Source organism: Gramella sp. MT6 (assembly GCF_019357415.1).
GTDB lineage: Bacteria > Bacteroidota > Bacteroidia > Flavobacteriales > Flavobacteriaceae > Christiangramia.
The window spans coordinates 1,400,746-1,423,183 of the sequence record NZ_CP048410.1 but is presented as its reverse complement, the minus strand read 5'-3'; the positions used below and the strand labels follow the sequence as shown (position 1 = coordinate 1,423,183).

Here is a 22,438-nt window from a genome sequence, read left to right as displayed (position 1 = left end):
TAACGGTACCGCATATTTAAGTTAGTTGTTAGCTGCAGCCTGATTACATTTCTAGTTCTTGTACGTGAACTATAATTCTCTCATCATTTTCAAGAATTTTATGCTCTTTGTACAATTTTTCAGCTTCTTCATAGGTCATCCAACGACTACCAATTTGATTATAATTGAAGCTTTCTTCAAAAACTTTATGAGATAAAGAAGTATGCTTCATATTCTGTTTCCTTAGTATTTTATTTCCTTCTTTAGACTCTACAGCTACACCATTAATTCTACAAATTGGGATGTGCATACCGGAAGAAGTAAAAGGACTATCCTTAAATTGTAATTTATCTGTAGGTCTTAGGAATGCGGAACAAAACGGATATCTATAATCTGTTGAATGATTTCGTCCCAACTCACAATGACAAAATCCTTTCTTACAAAGATTGTCTTCCAATTTTTTAATTTGAGGATCTAAATTTTTTGCCTGAGACCAATATAAAAATTCTCCATCCCATATTTTGTATTGGATCATTATAAAGCGGACTTTCTTTTTTTCTGGATCGTATTGCTCATAAATTAAATCCGCCCCCATTGATTGTTCACCTTCATTTGGATGAATCAATCGTACTCTTATAACTCTATTTTCTGAGACTTTATAATCTGTTGATTTCGCTTTAATATCCATTGGTTGAACTCCGAACTTCATTGATTTTACATCGTGTTCCAAAATGTAATCTTCTTGGATACTTCTTGGCAACAACATTGAACGAACTATTTGAAGCTTATTTAATTCTTTCTTTAAAAGATCTTTATTTTGGATGTCTGTTGCCAATTGTTGATTTAAAACATTCATCCTTTTGTCAACCAAATGGGTTCGTGATGTCTCTCAACGATCAACGATTTATCATTAAAGATTTCAGGTATAACCTGTTGAGCAAGTTTAATTGAACTATAATATGTAGGCGTTGCACCTTTATTGGAGATGCCTCTTAATTCTCTAACCAAATTTAAGAGAGCCCACTCAGTTTGAAATTTTTTATATTCTTCAAAATCGTCAAATTGTTCCATAATTAGAATTTTGGTTTCGGGTTGCAGCTACCAGTTTGCGGTTCACAAGTTGCGGGAGTAAGGACGCGGATTTGCCGGCTTAGTTTTGGTTCGCGAGTCAAGTTAATTATTTTCTTTCTAACGCTGCCGGCTATTGGCGATGAAATGATATTGAGCATCATTTATTCCTTCTAGTTAGAGAAACTCCATATTGCTTTTTAGGTTTATCCATTATATATATTCCGATATCCATTTGCGCTCTATCTACAAGTTTTACAAGTTTTTCAATAAACTCATCTTTGGCTTTATAACCGCATACGATATTTCTTATAGCTTTATTCTGTATTGGTTTTTTTCCTTTCTTAAATTTTACAATTCTAAGTTCCTTTTCGTAATCCCAACTTTTATCTTTTATAAAGAAAACATCTTGGATTTTGAATTCATTTTCCAATGGATTGAAATCTATCTTTTCAAGTTTCTCATAATATTTAACCACCCTCATATTGTTGAAAAACCCTTCATCGTAATCTGATCTATATTGAATACAAATACCTTGATGATTATTTGCATAATTGGCCCATAAAGTCATGTTGATATATGGTGTCATTGAAAAACAGGCAATTCCAAATGAATCTAAATATTTTGGAATATTCTCCTTTGTCAATTCCATTAGTTGTTTTGGTGTAAAATTTCTTTTCAGAAATCTTTTATCAATATCTAAAGGCAACCTTTTATTGTAAAAATTAAAATATTCAGTTGAATCTATTTTATCTGAAATTAAATTTATTAGATCAGGGCTCGAATCAAATGGATTATTTAATAAGTTTCTATCTGGAAAGAATATATAAGAATTTTCAATTTCATCTAAGGTATTCTCATTATCAGGTCGAAATCTAAATAAAAATGGATGTCCAATAATTTCAACTTCTTGTTTCACTGAATCTATCTAATTAATGATGCCCAACGGCCGCGATTAACCAGTGTGCGCAGATTAGCACACGGAGTTTTGGGCTTAACGGTTTGTTTAATTATGGAAACTAATTTAGTTCTTTTCTCTGAAACCCGCCATTTGCAGTATGCGTGGTTGTGCATAGTATGCTAAACTACTCTTCTTCGTCCATCCCATCCCAATCATTATTTAAATATTGAGCTTCTCCAATTCTCTCAATTTCTTCATTTCGGGTTTTTGGTACTTGTTTGTCATATAAAAGATATTCATATTCACTCAAGACACTTATATCTTCAATGTCATTCAATAAATATTTTATATAATATGAAGAGTTGTGATTTTCAAAATTTAGAGATTTTAATGTTTTTATATAATCAGTGAAATCGTCTTTTAAACTGTTATTTATCAGACTTACTATTATTTCTTTTTTGAAATTATTTTCAGATTCAAAGGTGTATTGCTTTTTAGTGAATATTTTAAAGGCTTTTGATTGATAACGAATCTCATAAGTAAAAGTTCCAATGTCGTAAGCCCTATTTCTTATCAATTCGTATAATTTGCAAACAATTTTACCTACGCATTTGCCAAGAAACTTTTTTACCTGAATTGTATTTTCTAGACAGTCATATCTTGGATCAATTTCAATCTTTAGTTCACTACTAACAAAGTTTAGAAATTCATACTTATCAAAATTTTTGTGATAAACAGATGATTTATTGAACCTGTTATATCGATAGGAATTGTAAAATTTTGAAAGGAGATCTAAAAATCTTTTATGTAGTCTGCTTAAATTGAGTTCCTTTTTAGCAATTATTCTTTCGTGAAGATTTATGTGGTTATGAGTTATGAGATCTTTCTCAAATTTTTCCTGATTAGTATCATCGTTATGATCCAATAAGATTATTGCAATTTTCTGTATCCTTTCTATTCCTTGAGAAGTATTATAAAGAAATTCAAATATATCTTCTTCAAATCTGAGGTATTCTAGTTTATCAAGAAAATAAAGAGCATTATAAATGAAGGTTCCTGAACTTTGTAATTCAGTTCCTAATCTGAAATTTTTCCAAAAAAAGTTCGGCTCTTCAAACATATTATGCACAACTCATTATATCTATTAAAATATAATCCTTTTGTAAATAATTTTGAGGGTTAAGAAAAGATATTTCTAAAAATAATAAAACATATAAAGAAGGTGGTTAAAAAAGAGAGAGGTAGAGAAACGACAGTTCAAATTTTGAAAGTGATGGATTTTTATTCTGGCAGTAATTTTAGAGAAAATATTTAACGTAATAAACCTCGCGGGCTAATTACGCTTAAAATTTAAGTTATAAACTTAGTTTTTTGAACTGTTTTCAAGTTCTGCAATACGTTTCTGAAGAATTGCTTTCGTTTCCTTCAAAGAATCATTGGCATCTTCTAAAGCATTATTTGCTTTTTCCAGGGCATCTATTTGGTTCTGGAGGTTAACCAATTTCTCGCGCAGAACACTTGGATCAGTTTCATTAAAAATTGATTCTTTGGAATCCATTTGAAGCATAGGACCATTTCCTGTTAAAATCCATTCTGCACTATAACGGGGATAATTATCAACTAATGCTAATAACCACTTTGCCTGAATATCTGTGCCTTTACTAATTGCCCGAGATAAAACACCTTTACTAGCACCAATTGTCTTTTCTAAACTGGTAATAGTAACCCCTTCATTGTGGGCAATATCTATAAAAACTTGTAAAATATTTCTCATATAGAAGATAATTATCTTCAAAAAGTTAGTTTAGTTGAAAATTATCAACTATATTTGGTTCTGTTCCGAATAAAGGAACAAAACACCGAACAGGCAAACTTACGTAATTTATGAAGAAAACTTATAACACGGGTGTAGTAAAAGCCCTTGCTTGTAAATACAAAGTGACTCCTCGTTATATAAGATATTGTCTTAGCGGTGATAGAACTCCGGTATATGCAGATGAATTAATTGCAGAATATCATAAAATGTTAGAACAAGTGGAAAAAGCCCTGAAGTTCGGGAAGTAAGGTTTTAGAATTTTTAAAAATAGGTACCTCCGTCAGGAATACATCGATCTGGTTAAATAACTCAACAAAAGAATGTTTTTATGTCACATGATTATTATAAATTACTATCACAGGATCATCCTGCCGCTTTAAAATTTATACATAACCGATACAGCCGTATGGTTTACCGGTTGGGCAAAGGAATTATCAATGATGATTTCGTTGTAGAATGTTTAGTCCAGGATACTTTTTTAAAATTATGGTCGAACCGGGATAAGATCGAATCAGAGAAACATCTTTTCTTCTTTTTGAGAATGGTGATGAAAAGAGAATGTTATACTTATTATACCAGCCCTAAGCGTAAGTTCTTTCAGAAGATAAATTCTTTAGAAAGCTATGAGAACTATCAGGATTATCTTGCAGGGTATGATCCCAAAGAAGATATCCAGAACCAGAAGGACCATGAATCTCAACAGGAAGATTTTGAACTCGTACAAAAAGTATTACCCTTATTAATCCCAGAACGAAAAAGACTTATTGAACTCTGTTTGAAATATGGGTTTCGGTATAAGGTGATTGCCAGGATAATGGGAATAAGTATAACCGAAGCCAGTAATGAGGTAAAGCAAGCCATTCAGGATCTTAAAAATATTCTCAACCATGATAGTAAACCAGAATCTAAGCCGCAATCTATTGTGAAAGGAAAAGTTCAGGATGAAATTTTAACTGAACAACAAAAAGTAATGGAGCTGCGATGTACAAAGAAATATTCCTTTGAAGTCATTGCCACTGAACTTAATCTATCTCACAAGCAAGTACATGCTGCATTTGCAGCGGCTTATAAGTTAATGCAGGAGAAACACAGTGATAAATTAGAACTGGCTTGATATGGCAAAGGAAACGATGAAATTGACGCGGAAAATCCAGGTGCTGATAGACCTGCCTTCGAAAGAAGAGCGAAAGGAAGCGCTGGATACACTCTACCAATGGCAAAACAGGGCTTATCGGGCAGCTAATTTTATGATCACTCATCTATACGTTCAGGAAATGATCAAGGACTTTCTCTATTTATCAGAAAAGGTTAAGTATAAACTGGCAGATGAAAAAAAGGACGATCTCGGCATTTTAAATGGTTCCCGAATCCATACCACTTATCGGGTGGTATCCAACCGGTTTAAAGGTGAAATCCCTACCAATATTTTAACTAATCTAAAAAGTAGCTTATATAGCTCTTTTAATAAGGAAAAACTCGAATACTGGAAGGGTGAGCGTTCTTTAAAAAATTTTAGGAGGGATATGGCTTTTCCATTCGATATAGAAGGCATGAGTAAAATAACCTATAATGAAGAGAATAGAGCTTTCTGTTTTCGGTTATTCAAAATACCCTTAAAGACCTATTTGGGAAAAGACTTTTCTGATAAGCGAGTTTTACTGGAAAGAGTTATGAAGGGAGAACTCAAATTATGTACCTCTCATATTAAACTTAAGGATGGCAAGATTTTCTGGCTGCCGGTGTTCGAAATTAAAAAAGAAAATCACCAGCTTAAACCGGAAGTGATCGCCGAGGCTACTTTGTCCCTTGAATATCCTATCGTAGTAAAAATTGGTAGTAAGAAGCACATCATTGGTAACCGGGAAGAATTTTTATACCGACGACTTGCTATACAAGCTGCTATAAAAAGAACCAGACAGGGAGTTACATATGCCAGATCTGGCAAAGGACGTAAAAGAAAAACAAAAGCTCTGACCAGGTTTCGTGATACCGAGAGAAATTATGTTCATAATCGCCTTCATGTTTATAGTAGGAGACTCATAGATTTCTGCGTTAAACATCAGGCGGGAACTCTTCTATTATTGAATCAAAATGAAAAATCAGAAATAGCCAGGGAGGAAGAATTTATAGTGAGAAACTGGAGTTACTTTGAACTAATGACTAAAATAAAATACAAGGCAGAGAAAGCAGGCATTGAACTTATTATAGATTGAAATTAATTATTGAGGGTGCTTGTACACCCGAAAGGTGAGGTCTACCATGGCACTCACTGAATGCCCTAAGCATATACAACGCGTGAGTGACACTTATAATTAAGATTTTCTAGGCTAGAACTCAAAAACAGATTTACAGAATAAAATGAGGGTGCCTGTACACCCGCAAGGTGAGGTCAAGGATACACTCACTGAATGCAAATAGTATATACAGCGCGTGGGCTCACTTAATTAAAGGTATGGGCTGTTTGAATTTAAAAACAAAATTATCACATACTCTAAGTTTGTTGTTTAAACAGAATTTGATTGGAGTATACATAATAATCTCTTTGAGGCTTTTCTATTAAAGATTTTTATCTATTCTGTAGATGTAATCCTTATAAGCCTGCATTCCATTTAATTGAATATCAGTCAAATATCCTCTTTCCCTATTTCTAAAGTCATTCGTCACTTTCATCGTTGAATGCCCAATTAGAACCCCAGTGATGATAGTTTTACCGTGCCTATAGGTAGTTTTCTTTCTACTGATCTTAAATCCGTCATTACCAATAATTTTAATTACATCAAGAATGGAAGCTTGAAAATCCTCGTTCGAGGAAATCGTTAAATCATCTATCCAAGTTGTCAATTCCACTTTTTGGTCCTTAAAAATTTTAAATATCTGCTTTACAGTTCTTTCAAATACTATATTTGAGAGAACTGGGCTAGTTGGAGTACCTTGTGGCAAGGTTTCTCCTTTTAGTGAATCTCCAGATTCAATAACTGTTAAATCAGTAATTAAGTTAGCTACTTGTTTTGAAAAGCCCTTGCTTCTCAACGCCTGATATACCATTTTTCTTGATATTGACGGGTAGAAACTTTGTATATCTGTTTGAAAGATGAATTCATTACCCTTATGAACTTTAGCGTTTATTACTCCACTTTCACCTTTCATTCCTCCCTTTAGATTTGGAAGAAGAGGCACTTTTACAAGTATTCTATTAAGAAGTCTATCCTGTAGTTTTCTTAAATCACCTTGACTAGATTTGAAATATCTTTTCTGAATTTGACCTTTGCGCACCTTGGGTTTACCATTCTTATCATATTTAATTTCTGAAAATCCTTTATAATAAGAATGAATATTTTTAATGACCTTACGTAGATCACCAGGATCAAAGCCTAGAGTGTAAGCTAACTCTTTTTCAGAGTAGATCATTACTTACTATCGGGCTTTAGAAAAATATTATTTATAAGGTTATTTACCGAATCACTGACCAGGTTGTAAGCATCTCTTTTTTCCTTTGGAATATCAGATGAATCTAGGGACTTGAAGAATAGGACTGGTAATGGCAATTCCAGTTTTTCACTTAATTTTTTCAAAGTAGATAAATTAGGTTCCTTTTTGTTTTTTTCAATCATAGAAAGGTATGACGGAGTGATTTTGCATGCTTTAGCTAAATCACTCTGTGTAATCTTTAATGTTTTCCTCTGGTTTCGTATGGCTTCACCTAAGTTCATATCCATAATAATAAATTAAAAACGGGTCAATCTAAGTTTCCAAGCTGATTCAAGACATTTTGTATTTGCTCCATCACTTCAGGTTTACAAAATAACTCTAGAAGTTTGAGGACTATACTGTTCATAATATCTTTCCTACCCGATTGGCTTGGCTCTTTCTTCAACTCATCCGTCAAGGCTATACACCTTTCTAAACGAGCTACATCGGTAATTGACAAAGAACTGCGGTTCCTTGAAAGGATGATCTCCAATAGTTTTGAGAGTTCATCAAATTCATAATCTAAATTTCTGTGCTTCATAAGCTTACTATTTAAAGTTAATAATTAGGAATGGCCGTGTCTATCACAGCTCATTCCGTTTCTAATTTTAAGTAAGACTTCTAAAACTCTTTTTAATTAGTCTAATCTAGGGGTATCTAGGGTTGTCTCGCGACTCTTTCTTCGCGTGATTTCAATCTCGCCAACTTTTCTACTTGTTACCGCTTCTTCATCTTTCTTTCCAGCATTGATGCATTCGACCTTAGCAATAAGCTAAAAGCGATACGGCGCGACCGATTAAGAATTCCTCTAGTAAAAAGGTGTAGGATACCGTGTAATCAAGTACACATTTTGGAATCGGACCAAACCTAATTATTACTTATGAGCACACTTTCAAAGAACTTATGGTCCAAATATAATGAAAAACAAAGTTTAAGACCAAATTTTTAAATACAAAAATTAACTGTGAGTATAACTTTTCGACGAATTACGCATTTTTTACGCTGTTTGGGTTAATAATAGCAAATCAAACTCACCCATTTCTTAATGCCTTAGAATATAGTATTAAGCTTTAATTCATTTAATAAAATTTTTTGAGTTTTGTACGTTAAGGTTTACCAAACAACGCCTGCAATGGAATGTAATAATCTTATTTTCCAATACCCCAAGATTTGGAATTAAGTTATGAGAATGATAATATACACGCAAAATTAATACCTCTATTAGTTATACTTACTTAATATCAGTTCAGCCCATTCCCACTACATTTCGCAAAAGCTTCATTCCGGGAAAAGCGCTTCTCAAAAATGATCTTGAACACCTTCAAAAATTTCGATTTCCATTCCGCTAACCCGAGGAAAAACTGGAACGCTCCATTCCAGATCGAAGATTTTGGATGGAGTTCGCTGGATTCAGATTGAAATGGAGGTAAGGCTCTCTAATGTATGAATAGAATTTAATAGTCGGATAAATTATTAAAACCTGTATAACTTAATTTTACGAATCATTAATTGGGGTCTGCACAAAATCTCAATCTCTTGGAAATATTCTGATTTTTAGCCTGTTTCACATTCACTCATCTTTCCTTTTTCAACTTCTAATCGCTCCTATACTTTCCTTTTTTATATGCGAAATACCAGGATATAGAAGTTAGCCGGGCTGCATAAGCCGGTCGGCTACGCACTCCCTTTTATAATCCCTCTCTAATTCTATATCCTGAAACTGTATCTGCATCAAAAAAGGAAATAGCATACGGCTCTGCAAGAAGTAAATCAAATAAGAATATCATGAGCTCACCACATAGAAACATATCCGCAATCAGAACGAAAGATCAAAAAGGAAAAGCTCCGGATATAAAAAGTAAATCAATTTTTATTAATCAGGTCTGGTCACAGGCCATAATACTTCACATTATGAGTACTATCAGAAACAAAGTTCAATTAATCGGAAATGTGGGAAATGCTCCCGAAGTTAGAAACCTTGAAAGCGGTAAAAAAGTAGCATCCTTCTCTATTGCTACCAATGAATTCTTCAAAAATTCAAAAGGAGAAAAAGTACAAAATATCCAGTGGCACAATATCGTAACCTGGGGAAAAACCGCAGAGATCGTAGAGCAATACGTAGGCAAAGGAAAAGAAATTGCCATTGAGGGAAAACTTACTTCTCGATCCTATGAAACTAATGAAGGTGAAAAAAGATATGTCACCGAAGTAGTCGCAAACGAAATCCTTCTTTTAGGGAATACGAATAACGGAAATGAAGGCAATTCATAAAAAAGAAAGAGGGCGATGATCTCCACTCACGCCCTCTTATTCTTTTCTAAACTATTAAACATTAAAAGTTAGAAAACATGAAAACCAAAGTTAACGAAATATCCATAAGATATCAGGGGAATTTTAAAATTAACCAGGCTCCTAAGATAACTTCCTCTGAGAGCGCCGCATCTATCCTGTATAATAATTGGGATAAGGACCAGATAGGATTGCAGGAATGTTTTAAAGTCATACTCCTGAATAATGCCAATAAGGTAAAAGGCATTTATGAGGTCTCTAAAGGCGGAATCACCGGAACCCTCGTGGACATCCGAATTCTGTTTGCTGTCATCCTCAAAAGCTTAACGGTGTCAGTAATTATTGGCCATAATCACCCCTCAGGAACCCTTCGTCCAAGTACGGCAGACCAGAAAATTACTGAAAAAATTCAAACCGCCTGCCGGTATTTTGATATCAAACTCCTCGATCACCTGATCTTAACTCCCGATGGTGACTATTACTCCTTTGCCGATGAAGGAATGCTATGAACCTTTTTTGTCCCTTACTTTAAAAGGTGGTCTGTGTAGATCACCTTTTTTTAATTTTTTTAATTTTCCATCAATCCTCCGAAGCCTTCAACTTTTGATCAATTTCTAGACTTAAAAACTGAAAATCTGCCGTCGCCGCATCTTCAATTTGAGGCAAATAATGATTTTGATATCAAATTGGTCTAATTGATACCAGCCTGTATGAATATTTCAGTTGACTGGAATAGGCGGAAACACTAACTTAAAGTGTTGACTTTCTGTATCGTAGAATTACAGAAATCCGGTTGATTTGATCTTCGTTTTTACAATACCTAAAAAATAATACAAGGATTTTTTAAGTCCTGAAAAAGGCAGTTGGTGCAAACCAACTTGTATGAAAATTTTGTCCCGCAGGCGGGACGAAATCGAAGAGCAAGACGGTAACACGTTACACGGTGTTATTCGATTGATTTAATTCTTAAAGCCCCATTTTCAAAGGCTTTTCGAATTAGTGAGCCGGAGATACTATCCACCCTGGTGGATATACCCCTCTGGAATGAGTAGTAAAATCGAGATGGCTATAACCAGCATTTTTTAAAATAGTATCCATGACCGCAAAATCAAGACTTCAGCTATCATTAAAAACGGCAGAAAGGTTTCGGGAGTTTTCTAAGAAAAACAATAGCAACCAGTCCGAAACTTTAGACCTGATGTTGGACTTTTTTGAAAAGAATAACCTCTCTCCTTTTGAAACTTTAGTGCCCTCCAAAGTTAGCCTCGAGCAACTCATCAAAAAAAGGATCGATGCCGTGATCGCCATCCTTAAAAATATTGAAAAGACCCAGACTAAACCCGGTTTACTCATGCTGAATTTACTCCTGGAAGAACGTTCTATTTCCAAACCTTCTATAGTGGAAAAGAATAAGGTTCTTTCCTCCGATGTAAAGAGCCGGGAACAACTGGTATTAGAAATCTCACGCCTTGAAGATGTATTGAACTCCACCAAAAAAGATCTGGAATACCTACTGGAACATGTAGAAATAAAGGGAAATGCCTTTGGCTCAGATTATCTGAAATTAAATATCCCCAGAACAGAATTCGAACAATTCAAAGTAGCCCTCAAACGCCGAACTTAACATGTATATCACCATCACCCCTCAGAAATTAGGCGGCGCTTTTTCACAAAGTGCTGGAGATTTTGTGACATACCTGGAAAAGGAAAACCAGGGAAAGGATCCGCTGGACAAAGAATACTTTTTTAATCAGTATGAGGATAAAATTAAACCCTACCAGGTAATTAAAGAGATCGACGGAAACACGGCCAAGTTAAAACTCAAGGAACCCAAGTATTATTCTATTACCATCAATCCCAGCCAGTACGAATTAAAACATATTCACAACAATCCGGAAAAACTCCGTGGTTTTGTTCGAGAAGCCATGAAAGAATATGCCAGCTCTTTTCATCGGGAGATTAACGGAAAACCTATTAGTGTAGACGATATTAAATATTTCGCCAAACTGGAACATGAGCGCACCTATAAGAGCAATGATGTAGCCGTTCGGGAAAACAAGCCCTACAGCAATCAAATTGCGCACTTAAAAAATGAGCTCCGTAAAGTAGAGCGCGGGGAAGTCCCTGGAAACATCCGCCAAATTGAAAACGACATCCGAAAGCTGGTCCGGGATGCTCCTTATAAGATTCGGGGACAGGTGGTGGAACCGGGCATGAAGAAAGAAGGCCTGCAGAGTCATATCCATATCATCGTAAGCCGAAAAGATGCTTCCAATTCCTATAGCCTTTCCCCGGGGAGCAAATACAAAGCCTCGGAAGTAAAGATGCATGGAAAAATAGTGAAGCGGGGTTTTGAACGGGACTTCTTTATTCAGAATTCGGAAAAAGCCTTCGATAAGATGTTTCAGTACAACCGCAACTATGTGGAAAGCTATGCGGCCAGAAAACTGCTGACCAAAGATCCTAAACAATACTTTGTATCCTTAAGCAAATTGGGGATCAACGAGAAAAAGATCGCATTTAAAATGATCCGTCAAACAGGGCTACACCTTCCTGTATTACACCTGCCCCAAAATAAAGTGGGGTTTGCTTATAAACAACTCAAAAAAATCATTGAAGCTGGTATTAAATCAAGTTCTATCAGTTATTAAAACTATGTGTTATGAATTCTAATTTACTTTTGATCCTCTTTTTAAATGCTGCCATGGGTAGCCTATTTTACTTTACCCTGAAAAATACCTCCTGGGGTTTTATCATCAACTTTCTGATCCTCTTTTTACTTCTGGTGATCAGTTTTCCTTTCGGTATTGATTTTGACCTGTTTGTGGTCCTGTCTATACGCTATTTTATTCCCCTTATAACCATCAATATTTTACTTAACGAATGGTTATTGAAGAGGGAAAGGGATCGAGTAACCAGGCAATATGGTTTCCGGATGCCACTCTCTTCCGGGTCGATAAAGTTAAAAGACATCCGGCGCGGAGTTTCCATTATAGGAGCTGCGGGAAGTGGAAAGACCGAGAGTGTCGTGGCACAGTTTCTAAAATATTTTAGCAGGCGAACTTTCTGCGGGATTATCCATGACTATAAAAATTTTGAACTCTCCAAAATTGCCTATCCCCTATTCAAAGAAAGTAAAATGCCTTTCTATATTATTTCCTTTGATAGGATTTACCACAAGGTGAATCCCATTGCCCCTCGTTATATGCAGGACGAAGAAAGCGTGAATGAGATCTCCCGGGTACTACTGGAAAATTTATTGGAGAAAAAGGAAAGTAGTTCCTCCGGAAGCTCAAAGTTTTTTAACGATGCCGCGGAAGGGATCATTGGAGGGCTCATCTGGAAGCTTAAAACCGATCATCCCGGCTATTGTACCCTGCCGCATCTGATCGCTTTATTCCAGCAGTTAACCACCTATGAATTAGTAGACTTTTTAAGTTCCAACTATACCTCCCAGGCGATGGCCAATGCTTTTATTAACGGGGTGGATTCTGAAAAACAGACGGCTTCGGTAAAAAGTACGCTCTCCAATGCGTTTAAGAAAATAAGTACGCAGCGGATCTTTATGGTGTTATCTGAAGATGAGATCCCCCTGGATATTAATAATGCTGAAAATCCCGGGGTGATTTCAGTGGTGAATAATCCTAAGTTTGAATCTGCCTATTCCCCCATCGTAGCGACCATCATCCATAGTATTACCAAGCAGATGTGTGTACATGAACGACTTAATTCGTTTATCCTCATGGAAGAGGCCTCCACGATCCGCCTGCTTAACATGCATCGTATCCCCGCCACGCTGAGAAGCTATAATATGGCTACAGTTTATGTCATCCAGGATAAAATACAGAATGATATCCTCTATGGTAGAGAAGAAGGAAAAGCGATCCTTAGCAATCTGTCCTATCAGTTTTTCGGGAAGGTCAATGACCCCGATACCGCCAAATACTACGAAAGTTTCTTCGAGATTGTGAAGCGGAAAAGTATCAGCGTAAGTAAAAGTGACAACCTGAATTTCGACACCCGTACCACCAAAAGTGAACGGGAAGTGGCCAAGGTTAGGGCCGATGTTTTCTTTCGATTAAAACCGGGTGAGTTCGTAAGCTTTGCTGATGGTAAGGACCGAAAAGTAAAATTCGCCACACCCAACTGGTCTAAAGAATTACCGACCCCTAAACATGAGTTCTCTCCAGAAGAGATGGAATTGAATCTTCAGAAAATATACCGGGAAGCCAAAGCGATTTACAAAGCAGAAAACCGAAAAAAGTGAGGGAGGTTAATTACATACACCATCTGAACGGAGTCTTGCGGAAATTTTCTGATGATGAAAACATATCGTCATCTCATCGCAGTTTATACCTGGCTTTTTTTGAGCTGTGGAATCAAAAACACTTTCCGAAAACGATTATGGTGAGCAGTAAGCAAGTGATGGCACTGGCCAAAATACGTTCCAGGACGACCTATCATAAACTAATTCAGGAGCTAAAAATATGGGGGTACCTTCAATACCGTCCAAGCAATAGTCCTAAAATTGGGACACTCGTGGAACTGTTCAGATTTGATACATTACCTGATCAAAAAATGGACAGGACTTGTTCAGTTTCTGAACAGGTACCTGTCCAAAAAATGGTCTCTTTTAATAAACATAAGAATAAACCTTTTATAAACTCTTTTAAACAAACATGTCCAAAAAATGAACAAGTAGTTATAGCATATTTTAAGTCTGAAAAAAGAAGCTCTCTGGAGGCTAAAAAATTCTATAATTTTTACGAATCCATAGGCTGGAAATTAAATGATAAACATCCGATTACAAACTGGAAGGCCTGTGCCCGAAACTGGATGATAAAAGCTGATGAAATGAAAAATGATCAAAGACCTAATGCGCCGTCCCATATTAGGGAAAACATGGATACCAGTCAGGATAAAAACTATGGAGAGCCACTATGAAAATTGCGTTTTTAATCTCTTTTTCCATTTGTTCACGTATTTACTTTGTTCACGAATCGTGAACAATCTAAATTTATGAACTAATTACTGGCGGAAATAAGTTACTTAAATAAGCCAATTATTAGCTTAACTATAATTTTGAACGTGTACTTAAAATTGAATTCTTGTACATGTCTAAAAATACATGTACATGAAATTACATTTGTTGTTCATTCGGTAGCATGAATATTACTTTTTCTATAAGGCTTTCTTTGCTGAGCCCTTGTCAATCGCCGAAACTGGTTGATGCCACTAAGATCCCAATATTTTTATTTTTATAGATCCCTGCCAATGACCCTTATTGAGCACTTTTATAAAATATATGGTATCCACTCCTATAGTTGCCATTTTGAAGAAAATAACTTTTGTAAGCCGTTGTGAAGAATTACGGGGGTAAATATACCAGATGTATCATTACGCTGACTTGAAAAATGTAGCACTTGCAAGATGTGGATTTTAAATTACCTTTCGTAATACACAAATCTTACAATTGTTTTAGGAAGTTTATGTGCCACTAAGAATTAGGTTTTATACAGATTTTATATCTTTATGATCGCTCTATCTTCCCTACATAAAGGAGCCGCTTATAATTATATCACCACTAACCACGGAAAATTTGAAACCGAGATATTTAACCAAATCCCGTTTTAAGCTTGCCTTAGAATGTCCAAATAAACTCCATTATACTAATAAAAAAGAGTTTGCAAATCAGCAATTAGAAGACAAATTTTTGCAAGCTCTAGCAGAAGGTGGATTTCAAGTTGAGGAATTGGCGAGATTAGAATACCCAGACGGAATTTTAATTGAAAAAAACGATTGGGATTATAATTTACTGGTGGACCAAACCCAAAAATTACTACAACAAAAGAATATAGTGATTTTTGAAGCTGCTTTTAGGTATGAAAATCTTTTTATTAGAACAGATATACTGGTTAAACAAGGAGATTATATTAAACTTATAGAAGTAAAAGCAAAATCTTACGATCCGAATGATGATTACCTTTTAGTAGGTTCTAGAGGGGGAATGAAGAGCGAATGGAAACCCTATTTATTCGATATTGCGTTTCAGCGGTATGTGATACAGAAATCTCATCCTGAATATAAGGTCAGATCCTTTCTCAAACTGGCCGATATAAGCAAAAAGGCAAAAATTGATGGATTAAATCAATTATTCCGGATCACAAAACAGGCTGACAATCGAACCGGAATAGTAAGAAAAGTAAACAGCCTAGAGGAAACGGGCGGAACGGTCCTGGGAGATATCAATGTTGATGAAATCTTGAACGATATAGTGGCCGGAAAACATAGGGTTTATGAGGAACTGGGTTTTGAGGAATCCATTAAGACTTTTGCCGATCATTACCAGAGGAATGAATATTTTGGATATCCGGTATCCTGGGCTTGTAAAAGCTGTGAATTTAGAACTACTTCCGAGCAGGAAGCTGAAGGATTGAAATCGGGTTTTCAGGAATGCTGGAAAACGCAAAAAGGATGGTCAGATAAAGAATTTTGTATTCCCATGGCCTGGGAAATTTGGAAGCTGCACTATACGAAGGGTCCGAAGTTTTTCAAGGAGAAAAAGTATTTCCTAAAAGATCTAGATGAAAAGGATATAGGGCTAAAACCGGAAGCGGGGAAAATTTCAAATTCTGAGAGACAATGGATTCAGACTCAGAAAACAGTCAGTTCAGATTACATGCCTTTTCTTTTAAAGGAAGATCTTAAGAGGGAAATGGCTGGCTGGAAATACCCTCTTAATTTCATAGATTTTGAAACTTCCATGAGCGCTCTACCATTTAACCAAGGTAGACGGCCATATGAACAGATCGCATTTCAGTTTTCACATCACACCGTTAGTGCAGATGGTAAGATAGACCATGAATCGGAATATATAAATTTTGAAGCAGGAAGGTTTCCTAATTTCGAATTAGTCAGGGAGTTAAAAAAAGTTTTATCCCAAAATCAGGGAAGTGTCTTCAGATATTCGCATCATGAAAACTCGGTTCTAAATCAAATTTATGATCAGTTAAATGAATCTATTGAGACAGATCGGGTAGAATTGATGCAATTCATAGAATCAATAACCCAACCGAGAAAAAATGATGTTAGAAAAGAGACTGGAGATCGCAATATGATCGATTTGTGCCAGGTGATCATTGATTTTTATTACAGTCTGCATATGGGAGGATCCAATTCAATAAAGACCGTACTTCCTGCAGCTTTAAAAACTTCGGAACTGCTTCAGGAAAAATATTCCCGGCCTATAGCCGAAATCGGGTTAAGCTCCCGAAACTTTGAGAGTGACCATATTTGGCTTCAGGAAAAGGATGGTGAAACTCAAAGTCCGTATAAATCCTTACCACCATTATTTGAAGACTGGGACGAGGAGCAACTGGATGCTACCGTTTCAGAGATAGAAAATATTGCAGATGGGGGAGCAGCATTGACCGCCTACGGTAAATTACAGTACACCGATATGCCTGAGGAAGAAAGGCTAGAAATTAAAAACTCATTGCTTAAATATTGCGAACTGGACACCCTTGCGATGGTGATGATCTATGAACATCTTAAAGAATTAGTAGATGCCTAATAATAAAAATGCTTATATACGACATAGGTTTATTGATAGTCTATTAAGGAATAATGATTATGTAAAGACAAGCTTTATAATTGAGAAATTATATGAAAGACACGACATCTCCGTTGGTGCCACTACTATTAATAAGGATTTAAGGGACATGGAGTTGGAACTGCATGCCCCCATTGAATATTGTAATAAAAAGAAGGCATATTTTTATCCAGAAGATATTGATGAAATCTTTCCCGCAATAGAATTACAAGATGAAGAATTAAATGCTTTGCTATTCTACACTAAAACATTATTACACTATAAAAATATTGGAATATTCAAAGACTTTACAAATGCTATTGATAAAGTTTTTGATGCAGTAAAAATTGAAACTAGTCAGAGAAAAACATCACATAAAATAGTAATACAGCCCGAAAATTTTTACAAGTTTAAAGGAAGTGATTTGATTCCAGAAATTATTGCAGGTTTTGATTCAGGATTTAAATTTAATTTTGATTATTTAAAGCATACTTCGGAAAAGTCAAAAAATCACACGGTAACTCCAATACTTTTAAAGGAATTTGATCATCTATGGTACCTTGTAGCTAAAATTCAGGGAAAGGAATACATCACCATATTTGCTCTTGATCGGATAAACAATTTTAAAATTACTACATCACTAAAAGAAGATGTCCAGAATTTTGATCCTGAGGATTATTTTAATCATGTTTTCGGTATTTCAGTTCCAGACGGAAAAATAGAAGATGTTGTTCTAGAATTTGATTCTTGGAGAGGAAAATATCTCTTAACATCTCCTATTCATAAATCCCAAAAGTTAATAGAAGAAAAAAATGGTAAAATGAGATTCAGCTTAAAAATTATTCCTTTTCATGAACTTCATTCCAAAATTTTGAGTTACGGAAATGCAGTTAAAGTTATTTCACCGGATAGCTTAAAATTAAAGATCAAGCATATTCTTCAAGACACACTTAACCAATACTAGCACAAAAAAATTCATGGCGCAAATAGATTGCGTCATATCGCCTTTTCTTTGTTTCATAATAATTAATATATCATGAAAGATCAAGAAAATTTTATCAAGGTAAGTGTTGTAACCACAAGTGGTTCATATCCTGGAGAGGATTTTGTAGAAATTCCATTGCATCAAAAAATTAAAATAGTTTTACAGAAGGCTGCCAAGGAATTGAATATTGTTTCTACTGACAAGTGGAAAGCTAAAGTAAACGGAAATGTTATAAATCCAGAATCAACTTTTTTGGAGAATAATTTTACCGAAGAAATAACTATTGATTATGGACCAATTGAAGGTGGTGGAGGAATATGAATATCAATCTTTCGAAACATAAGTTTCAGGAGCAGACTTCATGTTTTCCAAATAAACTATTAGAATTAAGGAATTGGACTATTAATTCTGTTCAGCACCCTGTAATTGACATCACTTTCAATTCTACCAATAGAAGACCTCTCAGACTTAGGTTTATTTGCAAGGATTTTGATGAATACCCCCCATCAATAGAGTTACTAAAAGAGAATGGGGAATATTTAGATCCCACTGAGGTACCAATTGGAACTGCTGTTTTTAATCGGGGTAAGCATCCGAATACAGGAAGACCATTTATTTGCTCTCCTGGCTCCTTAGAATATCATACCCATCAAAGCCACTTAAATGATAATTGGGAAAACTACAGGGGTAAATCTAGCTATAATATTGGTGGGTTATTTACTCAATTTTTTAATGCATGGTTAAAAACTCGCGATGGATCTTAAAGTAAAAAAAAATCTAGTAGTTGAAACTTTAGAACTTCTTAAATCTTCTCCAGATAAAGAGAAAGTATTGCTATGGTTAGGCCACTTTCAAGGAGGCGATTGCATAGTTGCAGAAATATTTGATCCTATTCAAATTTGTGATCTTCATTATTTCAAAATACCGGAAGAAGGAATGATTCAGCTTCTGGAAAAACTGCGAAAAAGCGGATTTAGAATAGTTGCTCAAATACATACCCATCCATTTGAAGCCTATCATTCCGAGGCTGACGATGAATGGGCAATCATCAGACACTTAAATGCATTCTCCTTAGTTTTACCCTACTTTTGTGCAACCACCACGATTGATAACTTTTTAGAAAATGTGGCTTCCTTTTCTTTAACAAGCAAAAATGAATGGAAGAAAATTAATAATTCCAATCTATTATTAATATGAATAAAGAAGCTCGTAAAGAAAACAAATTAACCTTGCAAAACTTGCTTGGTAAAAACGAAGAGAATAGTGAAAAAATCATTAATTCTCCAATACTAATTAATGTAGACAAAAAATTTGTAAATCTTGAAAATGACTTAAACCTTATTTTAAGTAAGACATTTGAAAATGTTCATAGTACGTTTGAAGGAAATGTTGATTATTCTTGCGAAATTGTCACAGATTATAAATCACGAGTAACCAACGGGCCCTTCGTGATTATAGGGAGAAACCAAAATGGTAAAATTACAATATCATCTTCCAATTATTTGTCCAAACTGGATTATTTAGAGCACGATTTTTTTGCTTTCTTAGGCTCATGCTACATTTCTGCTATGGTTTTAAAAAATGTAGCATCTAGTTTACCCATAAATGTTGCAAATTCTATAATCCTTGATGTCGAAAAGATTTTACCAGATAATATTGATAATATAAATATTGGAAAAGCGTATCTAGCCGGAGCAGGTGCTATAGGCAATTCATTTTTATATGGACTTAAATATTTCAATATAAGTGGAGAATTAAGTATTTCAGATCCTGATTATGTAAGTGACAGCAATTTAAACAGGTGTCTTTTTTTTGATGAGGAAGATGCAAAGAAGAACAAAGCAGAAATCCTTGCTGAAAAAGCTCAACATCATTTTAAAAATTTAAACTTAATTGGGCTAGATAATAGATTGCAAGATATACCGGATAAATCAGATGGTCCTTGGTTAAAAAAACTAATTGTCGCAGTTGACAGCAGGAGAGCCCGTAGGAGTTTGCAATATGAAATACCTTTTGAAGTTTTCGATGCATCAACTACAGGTGTTGAAGAAATAGTAGTACACTACCATAAGAGACCATTAAATGAAAATGCATGTATGGGGTGTGTATATGTAAAAGAAAATCAGGAAAATGCACATGAAAAACATATTGCAGAAACTTTTGGAGTTTCATTAGATAAGGTAAAAATGCAATTTATTGACAAAAAAACTGCTGAAGAAATAGGTCAAAAGTTCTCAATTTCATCTAATGAAATTGAAGGATTACCTTATGATACTCTCTTTAAGCAACTATGCGGAGAAGGTAATTTAATGACTTCAGAAACAAAACAAGTTCTAGCTCCTTTAGCTTTCGTATCTGCTTTGGCGGGGGCTTTTTTAACCCTTTTAATTGTTGATAAGCATCAACAAAAAAAAGATTCTTTCAATTATTGGCGGTTGAGTCCTTGGTCAAACATGAATTTTAAACTTAAGCAAACTTTACCAACTAACTTAGAATGTGCATTTTGCAACGATAAATCTTATTCATCAATAGCAAACGAAATCTGGAATTCCTCATTTTAAATCGAATTTCTAGCGAAATATATTTTAATTAAAGTTCCACTGAGAGAGGTTAAAAATCATTACTATTCTTTTAATAAAAACCCTCGCATATAATTTCCTGGAAACTATATTTATAAAGGGAAATTTTAAATACAAAAAAACCTTTGTAGATATGTTTTATACAACGACATGATGAACAACGCTTTACCTGCTCAAAATTTCTATAAAGTTTTATGCCTTTAAAAGAATCAAATCAAAAAACATCAACCTTGTTTTCAATTCATCGGAAGACCTTAAACCTGTAAATTCTTTTTCCTGAACTTCTGTGGAAAACAATTCTATAAAATCATTATTCTTATAGTACCTCAAAGGACCAAATTCATTGTAGGAGTCAACAACAATAAATCTACAGCCTGTTTTATTCGCTCCGTCTATAAACCAAGATTTTATGAAATCCATTAATTGCCTACTAATTCGCTCTTCCTCACCTTCAATAGTTCTAAACTCCTTATTAACACCAAGTCTTCCAATTAAAACTGCTGGATAACTTCGCATTTGTTTCGGTCTAGGAATTTCCTTAATTAGCTTTTTTTTACGGCTATTTGGTAAATGGGTGGTTTTAATACTGTCATTTGATATTGTAAAAGCACAAACAATTATTGAAGGGTCTTCATCTAATGTAAAGCAGTATGTTTTTCCTAGAAGTTGATCGGAATAATCCAGCACATCATTTTTGAAGAAGTCATTTAAATCAGCGTGGTCGCAGTCAAATGCTTTGCACGAATCAATTATCTCTTGATTATAAGGTTTGAGAGTGCATTTTTCTAGGAGAAAGCCCAAAAGCAGAAATTTAGATTTTGGCTTTGGCTAAAATTTTGCTGGCAACAGAAGTTTGTTTAGAAAAATCAATAGAAGAACGCCGGGCATCATTTTCAGCTATTTTATTTCTAAAATTAGCTGCTGCCTTACTTTTTAAAACCGGAATTGATTTAATCGTTATTGCCATAATCATTTAAATGTATTACAAAAGTAGTTATATTAATTACTTATAAACAAATATAGTACCAGATAATCGATGAAATGCATCAAAAGGCCAACTTAAGGAGTAAATCTAGATTTTTCATAATCCTTTCGCCTACCCAAGAATAATTCAATTTTTATGAGAATTTAAAGCCTGAACAACGGTTGTTATGGTTAATATCAGAAGTATGCTAAAACACACCACAGGTATAATCTCTAAATAATTATTGTATAGAAGTAAAATCAGGAAAATTATGTCTAAAATGATAGGGGAAAATAGTATTATCAAAAAGGCTATTCCGGTGGGAATTTTCAGAATCCCAATAACCCTTTTATTCTCATACTGATAATTAAGAATATGATGTAACAATGAAAAAGGCTTGATTACATTTACCGTATCAGTCATTTCTCCCAAATTGAACATTTTTTTACTCAAATTTTCAAAAAGGGGAATAAGATTGATATTATTATTCCAGATGGTGATATTCTGCAGATATAAAAAAGAAAATACAACAGGCAAAAAATTGAATATTATTCCAGGATCTTGTATCCCAAAGTAAGATTCAAAATTCAAAGCATCGGGACCTTTAAAGAACAATAAAAAATAGACCGTAAGGACAATTATCATCCCGAGAGAATTGCGGGTAATCTTCTTGTTATTAGACCTAATATTTTCAGTAATCAGGGAGTGATAGCTCAATAAATAGTTTTCATTATTTATCTCCTTGTCCTCCTTATAATTTGGTATAATATTTTTGAGTTCTGCAGCTATGTCTTCCAT

Annotated in this window: 25 protein-coding genes; 14 read left to right on the top strand and 11 right to left on the bottom strand. The window is 34.6% G+C overall.

Annotated elements, in window-relative coordinates; all coding sequences use genetic code 11:
• Positions 1–43 precede the first annotated feature (43 nt).
• The 5 genes from G3I01_RS06495 to G3I01_RS06475 form a co-directional block, all read right to left on the bottom strand.
• Positions 44–814, bottom strand: a complete 771-nt coding sequence (locus tag G3I01_RS06495) for a hypothetical protein (RefSeq protein ID WP_219552137.1) — start codon at positions 812–814, stop codon at positions 44–46.
• Positions 815–831: 17 nt separating this feature from the next.
• Positions 832–1,050 (bottom strand): hypothetical protein, encoded by a 219-nt coding sequence (locus G3I01_RS06490; protein WP_219552135.1) that lies wholly within the window; start codon positions 1,048–1,050, stop codon positions 832–834.
• A gap of 157 nt (positions 1,051–1,207) precedes the next feature.
• Positions 1,208–1,966, bottom strand: coding sequence for a DUF2971 domain-containing protein (locus tag G3I01_RS06485; protein ID WP_219552134.1), 759 nt, complete (start codon positions 1,964–1,966; stop codon positions 1,208–1,210).
• A 166-nt stretch (positions 1,967–2,132) separates the two neighbouring features.
• The gene (locus tag G3I01_RS06480; protein WP_219552132.1) at positions 2,133–3,068 is read right to left on the bottom strand and encodes a hypothetical protein; all 936 of its coding nucleotides are present in this window, start codon (positions 3,066–3,068) and stop codon (positions 2,133–2,135) included.
• Positions 3,069–3,311: 243 nt separating this feature from the next.
• Positions 3,312–3,722 (bottom strand): hypothetical protein, encoded by a 411-nt coding sequence (locus G3I01_RS06475; protein WP_219552131.1) that lies wholly within the window; start codon positions 3,720–3,722, stop codon positions 3,312–3,314.
• Positions 3,723–3,832: 110 nt separating this feature from the next.
• Here G3I01_RS06475 and G3I01_RS06470 point away from each other — a divergent pair, with 110 nt between their 5' ends.
• The 3 genes from G3I01_RS06470 to G3I01_RS06460 all read left to right on the top strand — a co-directional run bounded on the left by G3I01_RS06470 (position 3,833) and on the right by G3I01_RS06460 (position 5,977).
• On the top strand, positions 3,833–4,012 hold the full coding sequence (locus tag G3I01_RS06470) for a hypothetical protein (protein WP_219552130.1): 180 nt from the start codon (positions 3,833–3,835) through the stop codon (positions 4,010–4,012).
• An 80-nt stretch (positions 4,013–4,092) separates the two neighbouring features.
• Complete coding sequence (locus tag G3I01_RS06465; protein ID WP_219552129.1) at positions 4,093–4,878, top strand: sigma-70 family RNA polymerase sigma factor; 786 nt, start codon at positions 4,093–4,095, stop codon at positions 4,876–4,878.
• 1 nt (position 4,879) lies between these two features.
• The gene (locus tag G3I01_RS06460) at positions 4,880–5,977 is read left to right on the top strand and encodes a hypothetical protein (protein ID WP_219552128.1); all 1,098 of its coding nucleotides are present in this window, start codon (positions 4,880–4,882) and stop codon (positions 5,975–5,977) included.
• A gap of 343 nt (positions 5,978–6,320) precedes the next feature.
• Here the strand turns inward: G3I01_RS06460 and G3I01_RS06455 are convergent, their stop codons facing one another.
• From G3I01_RS06455 to G3I01_RS06445, 3 genes are read right to left on the bottom strand one after another with little or no spacing between them, the layout of a single operon-like run.
• The gene (locus G3I01_RS06455; protein ID WP_219552127.1) at positions 6,321–7,172 is read right to left on the bottom strand and encodes a reverse transcriptase family protein; all 852 of its coding nucleotides are present in this window, start codon (positions 7,170–7,172) and stop codon (positions 6,321–6,323) included.
• Entirely contained in the window at positions 7,172–7,480 is a 309-nt protein-coding gene (locus G3I01_RS06450; RefSeq protein ID WP_219552125.1) for a helix-turn-helix transcriptional regulator, read from the bottom strand. Before G3I01_RS06450 ends, G3I01_RS06455 begins: the two co-directional genes overlap by 1 nt.
• A 20-nt stretch (positions 7,481–7,500) precedes the next feature.
• Complete coding sequence (locus tag G3I01_RS06445; protein WP_219552124.1) at positions 7,501–7,773, bottom strand: hypothetical protein; 273 nt, start codon at positions 7,771–7,773, stop codon at positions 7,501–7,503.
• A gap of 1,370 nt (positions 7,774–9,143) precedes the next feature.
• On the opposite strand from G3I01_RS06445, the gene ssb reads away from it, so the two are divergent.
• From ssb to G3I01_RS06390, 11 genes are all read left to right on the top strand, one after another.
• Entirely contained in the window at positions 9,144–9,503 is a 360-nt protein-coding gene (gene ssb, locus G3I01_RS06440; RefSeq protein ID WP_219552123.1) for a single-stranded DNA-binding protein, read from the top strand.
• 77 nt (positions 9,504–9,580) lie between these two features.
• Positions 9,581–10,030, top strand: coding sequence for a JAB domain-containing protein (locus G3I01_RS06435; protein WP_219552122.1), 450 nt, complete (start codon positions 9,581–9,583; stop codon positions 10,028–10,030).
• Between the two features lie 587 nt (positions 10,031–10,617).
• Positions 10,618–11,145: a BfmA/BtgA family mobilization protein gene (locus G3I01_RS06430; RefSeq protein WP_219552121.1), complete on the top strand. Its 528-nt coding sequence runs from the start codon at positions 10,618–10,620 to the stop codon at positions 11,143–11,145.
• A 1-nt stretch (position 11,146) separates the two neighbouring features.
• Positions 11,147–12,172: a MobB family relaxase gene (mobB, locus tag G3I01_RS06425; RefSeq protein WP_219552119.1), complete on the top strand. Its 1,026-nt coding sequence runs from the start codon at positions 11,147–11,149 to the stop codon at positions 12,170–12,172.
• An 11-nt stretch (positions 12,173–12,183) separates the two neighbouring features.
• Positions 12,184–13,788, top strand: a complete 1,605-nt coding sequence (locus G3I01_RS06420) for a type IV secretion system DNA-binding domain-containing protein (RefSeq protein ID WP_219552118.1) — start codon at positions 12,184–12,186, stop codon at positions 13,786–13,788.
• On the top strand, positions 13,785–14,465 hold the full coding sequence (locus G3I01_RS06415; protein WP_219552117.1) for a hypothetical protein: 681 nt from the start codon (positions 13,785–13,787) through the stop codon (positions 14,463–14,465). Before G3I01_RS06420 ends, G3I01_RS06415 begins: the two co-directional genes overlap by 4 nt.
• Positions 14,466–15,234: 769 nt before the next feature.
• The gene (locus G3I01_RS06410) at positions 15,235–17,094 is read left to right on the top strand and encodes a DUF2779 domain-containing protein (RefSeq protein WP_257710803.1); all 1,860 of its coding nucleotides are present in this window, start codon (positions 15,235–15,237) and stop codon (positions 17,092–17,094) included.
• Complete coding sequence (locus G3I01_RS06405) at positions 17,087–18,076, top strand: WYL domain-containing protein (RefSeq protein ID WP_219552116.1); 990 nt, start codon at positions 17,087–17,089, stop codon at positions 18,074–18,076. The genes G3I01_RS06410 and G3I01_RS06405 overlap by 8 nt, the downstream gene beginning before the upstream one ends.
• A 72-nt stretch (positions 18,077–18,148) precedes the next feature.
• The gene (locus tag G3I01_RS06400; RefSeq protein WP_219552115.1) at positions 18,149–18,418 is read left to right on the top strand and encodes a hypothetical protein; all 270 of its coding nucleotides are present in this window, start codon (positions 18,149–18,151) and stop codon (positions 18,416–18,418) included.
• A gap of 432 nt (positions 18,419–18,850) precedes the next feature.
• Positions 18,851–19,294 carry a hypothetical protein gene (locus G3I01_RS06395; RefSeq protein WP_219552114.1) on the top strand — a complete coding sequence of 148 codons (444 nt, stop codon included), beginning with the start codon at positions 18,851–18,853 and terminating at the stop codon, positions 19,292–19,294.
• Complete coding sequence (locus tag G3I01_RS06390) at positions 19,291–20,658, top strand: ThiF family adenylyltransferase (protein WP_219552113.1); 1,368 nt, start codon at positions 19,291–19,293, stop codon at positions 20,656–20,658. Before G3I01_RS06395 ends, G3I01_RS06390 begins: the two co-directional genes overlap by 4 nt.
• A 210-nt stretch (positions 20,659–20,868) precedes the next feature.
• Here the strand turns inward: G3I01_RS06390 and G3I01_RS06385 are convergent, their stop codons facing one another.
• The 3 genes from G3I01_RS06385 to G3I01_RS06375 form a co-directional block, all read right to left on the bottom strand.
• Entirely contained in the window at positions 20,869–21,477 is a 609-nt protein-coding gene (locus G3I01_RS06385; protein ID WP_219552111.1) for an N-acetyltransferase, read from the bottom strand.
• A 10-nt stretch (positions 21,478–21,487) separates the two neighbouring features.
• Entirely contained in the window at positions 21,488–21,643 is a 156-nt protein-coding gene (locus tag G3I01_RS06380; protein WP_219552110.1) for a hypothetical protein, read from the bottom strand.
• Positions 21,644–21,787: 144 nt separating this feature from the next.
• The gene (locus tag G3I01_RS06375) at positions 21,788–22,438 is read right to left on the bottom strand and encodes a hypothetical protein (RefSeq protein WP_219552109.1); all 651 of its coding nucleotides are present in this window, start codon (positions 22,436–22,438) and stop codon (positions 21,788–21,790) included.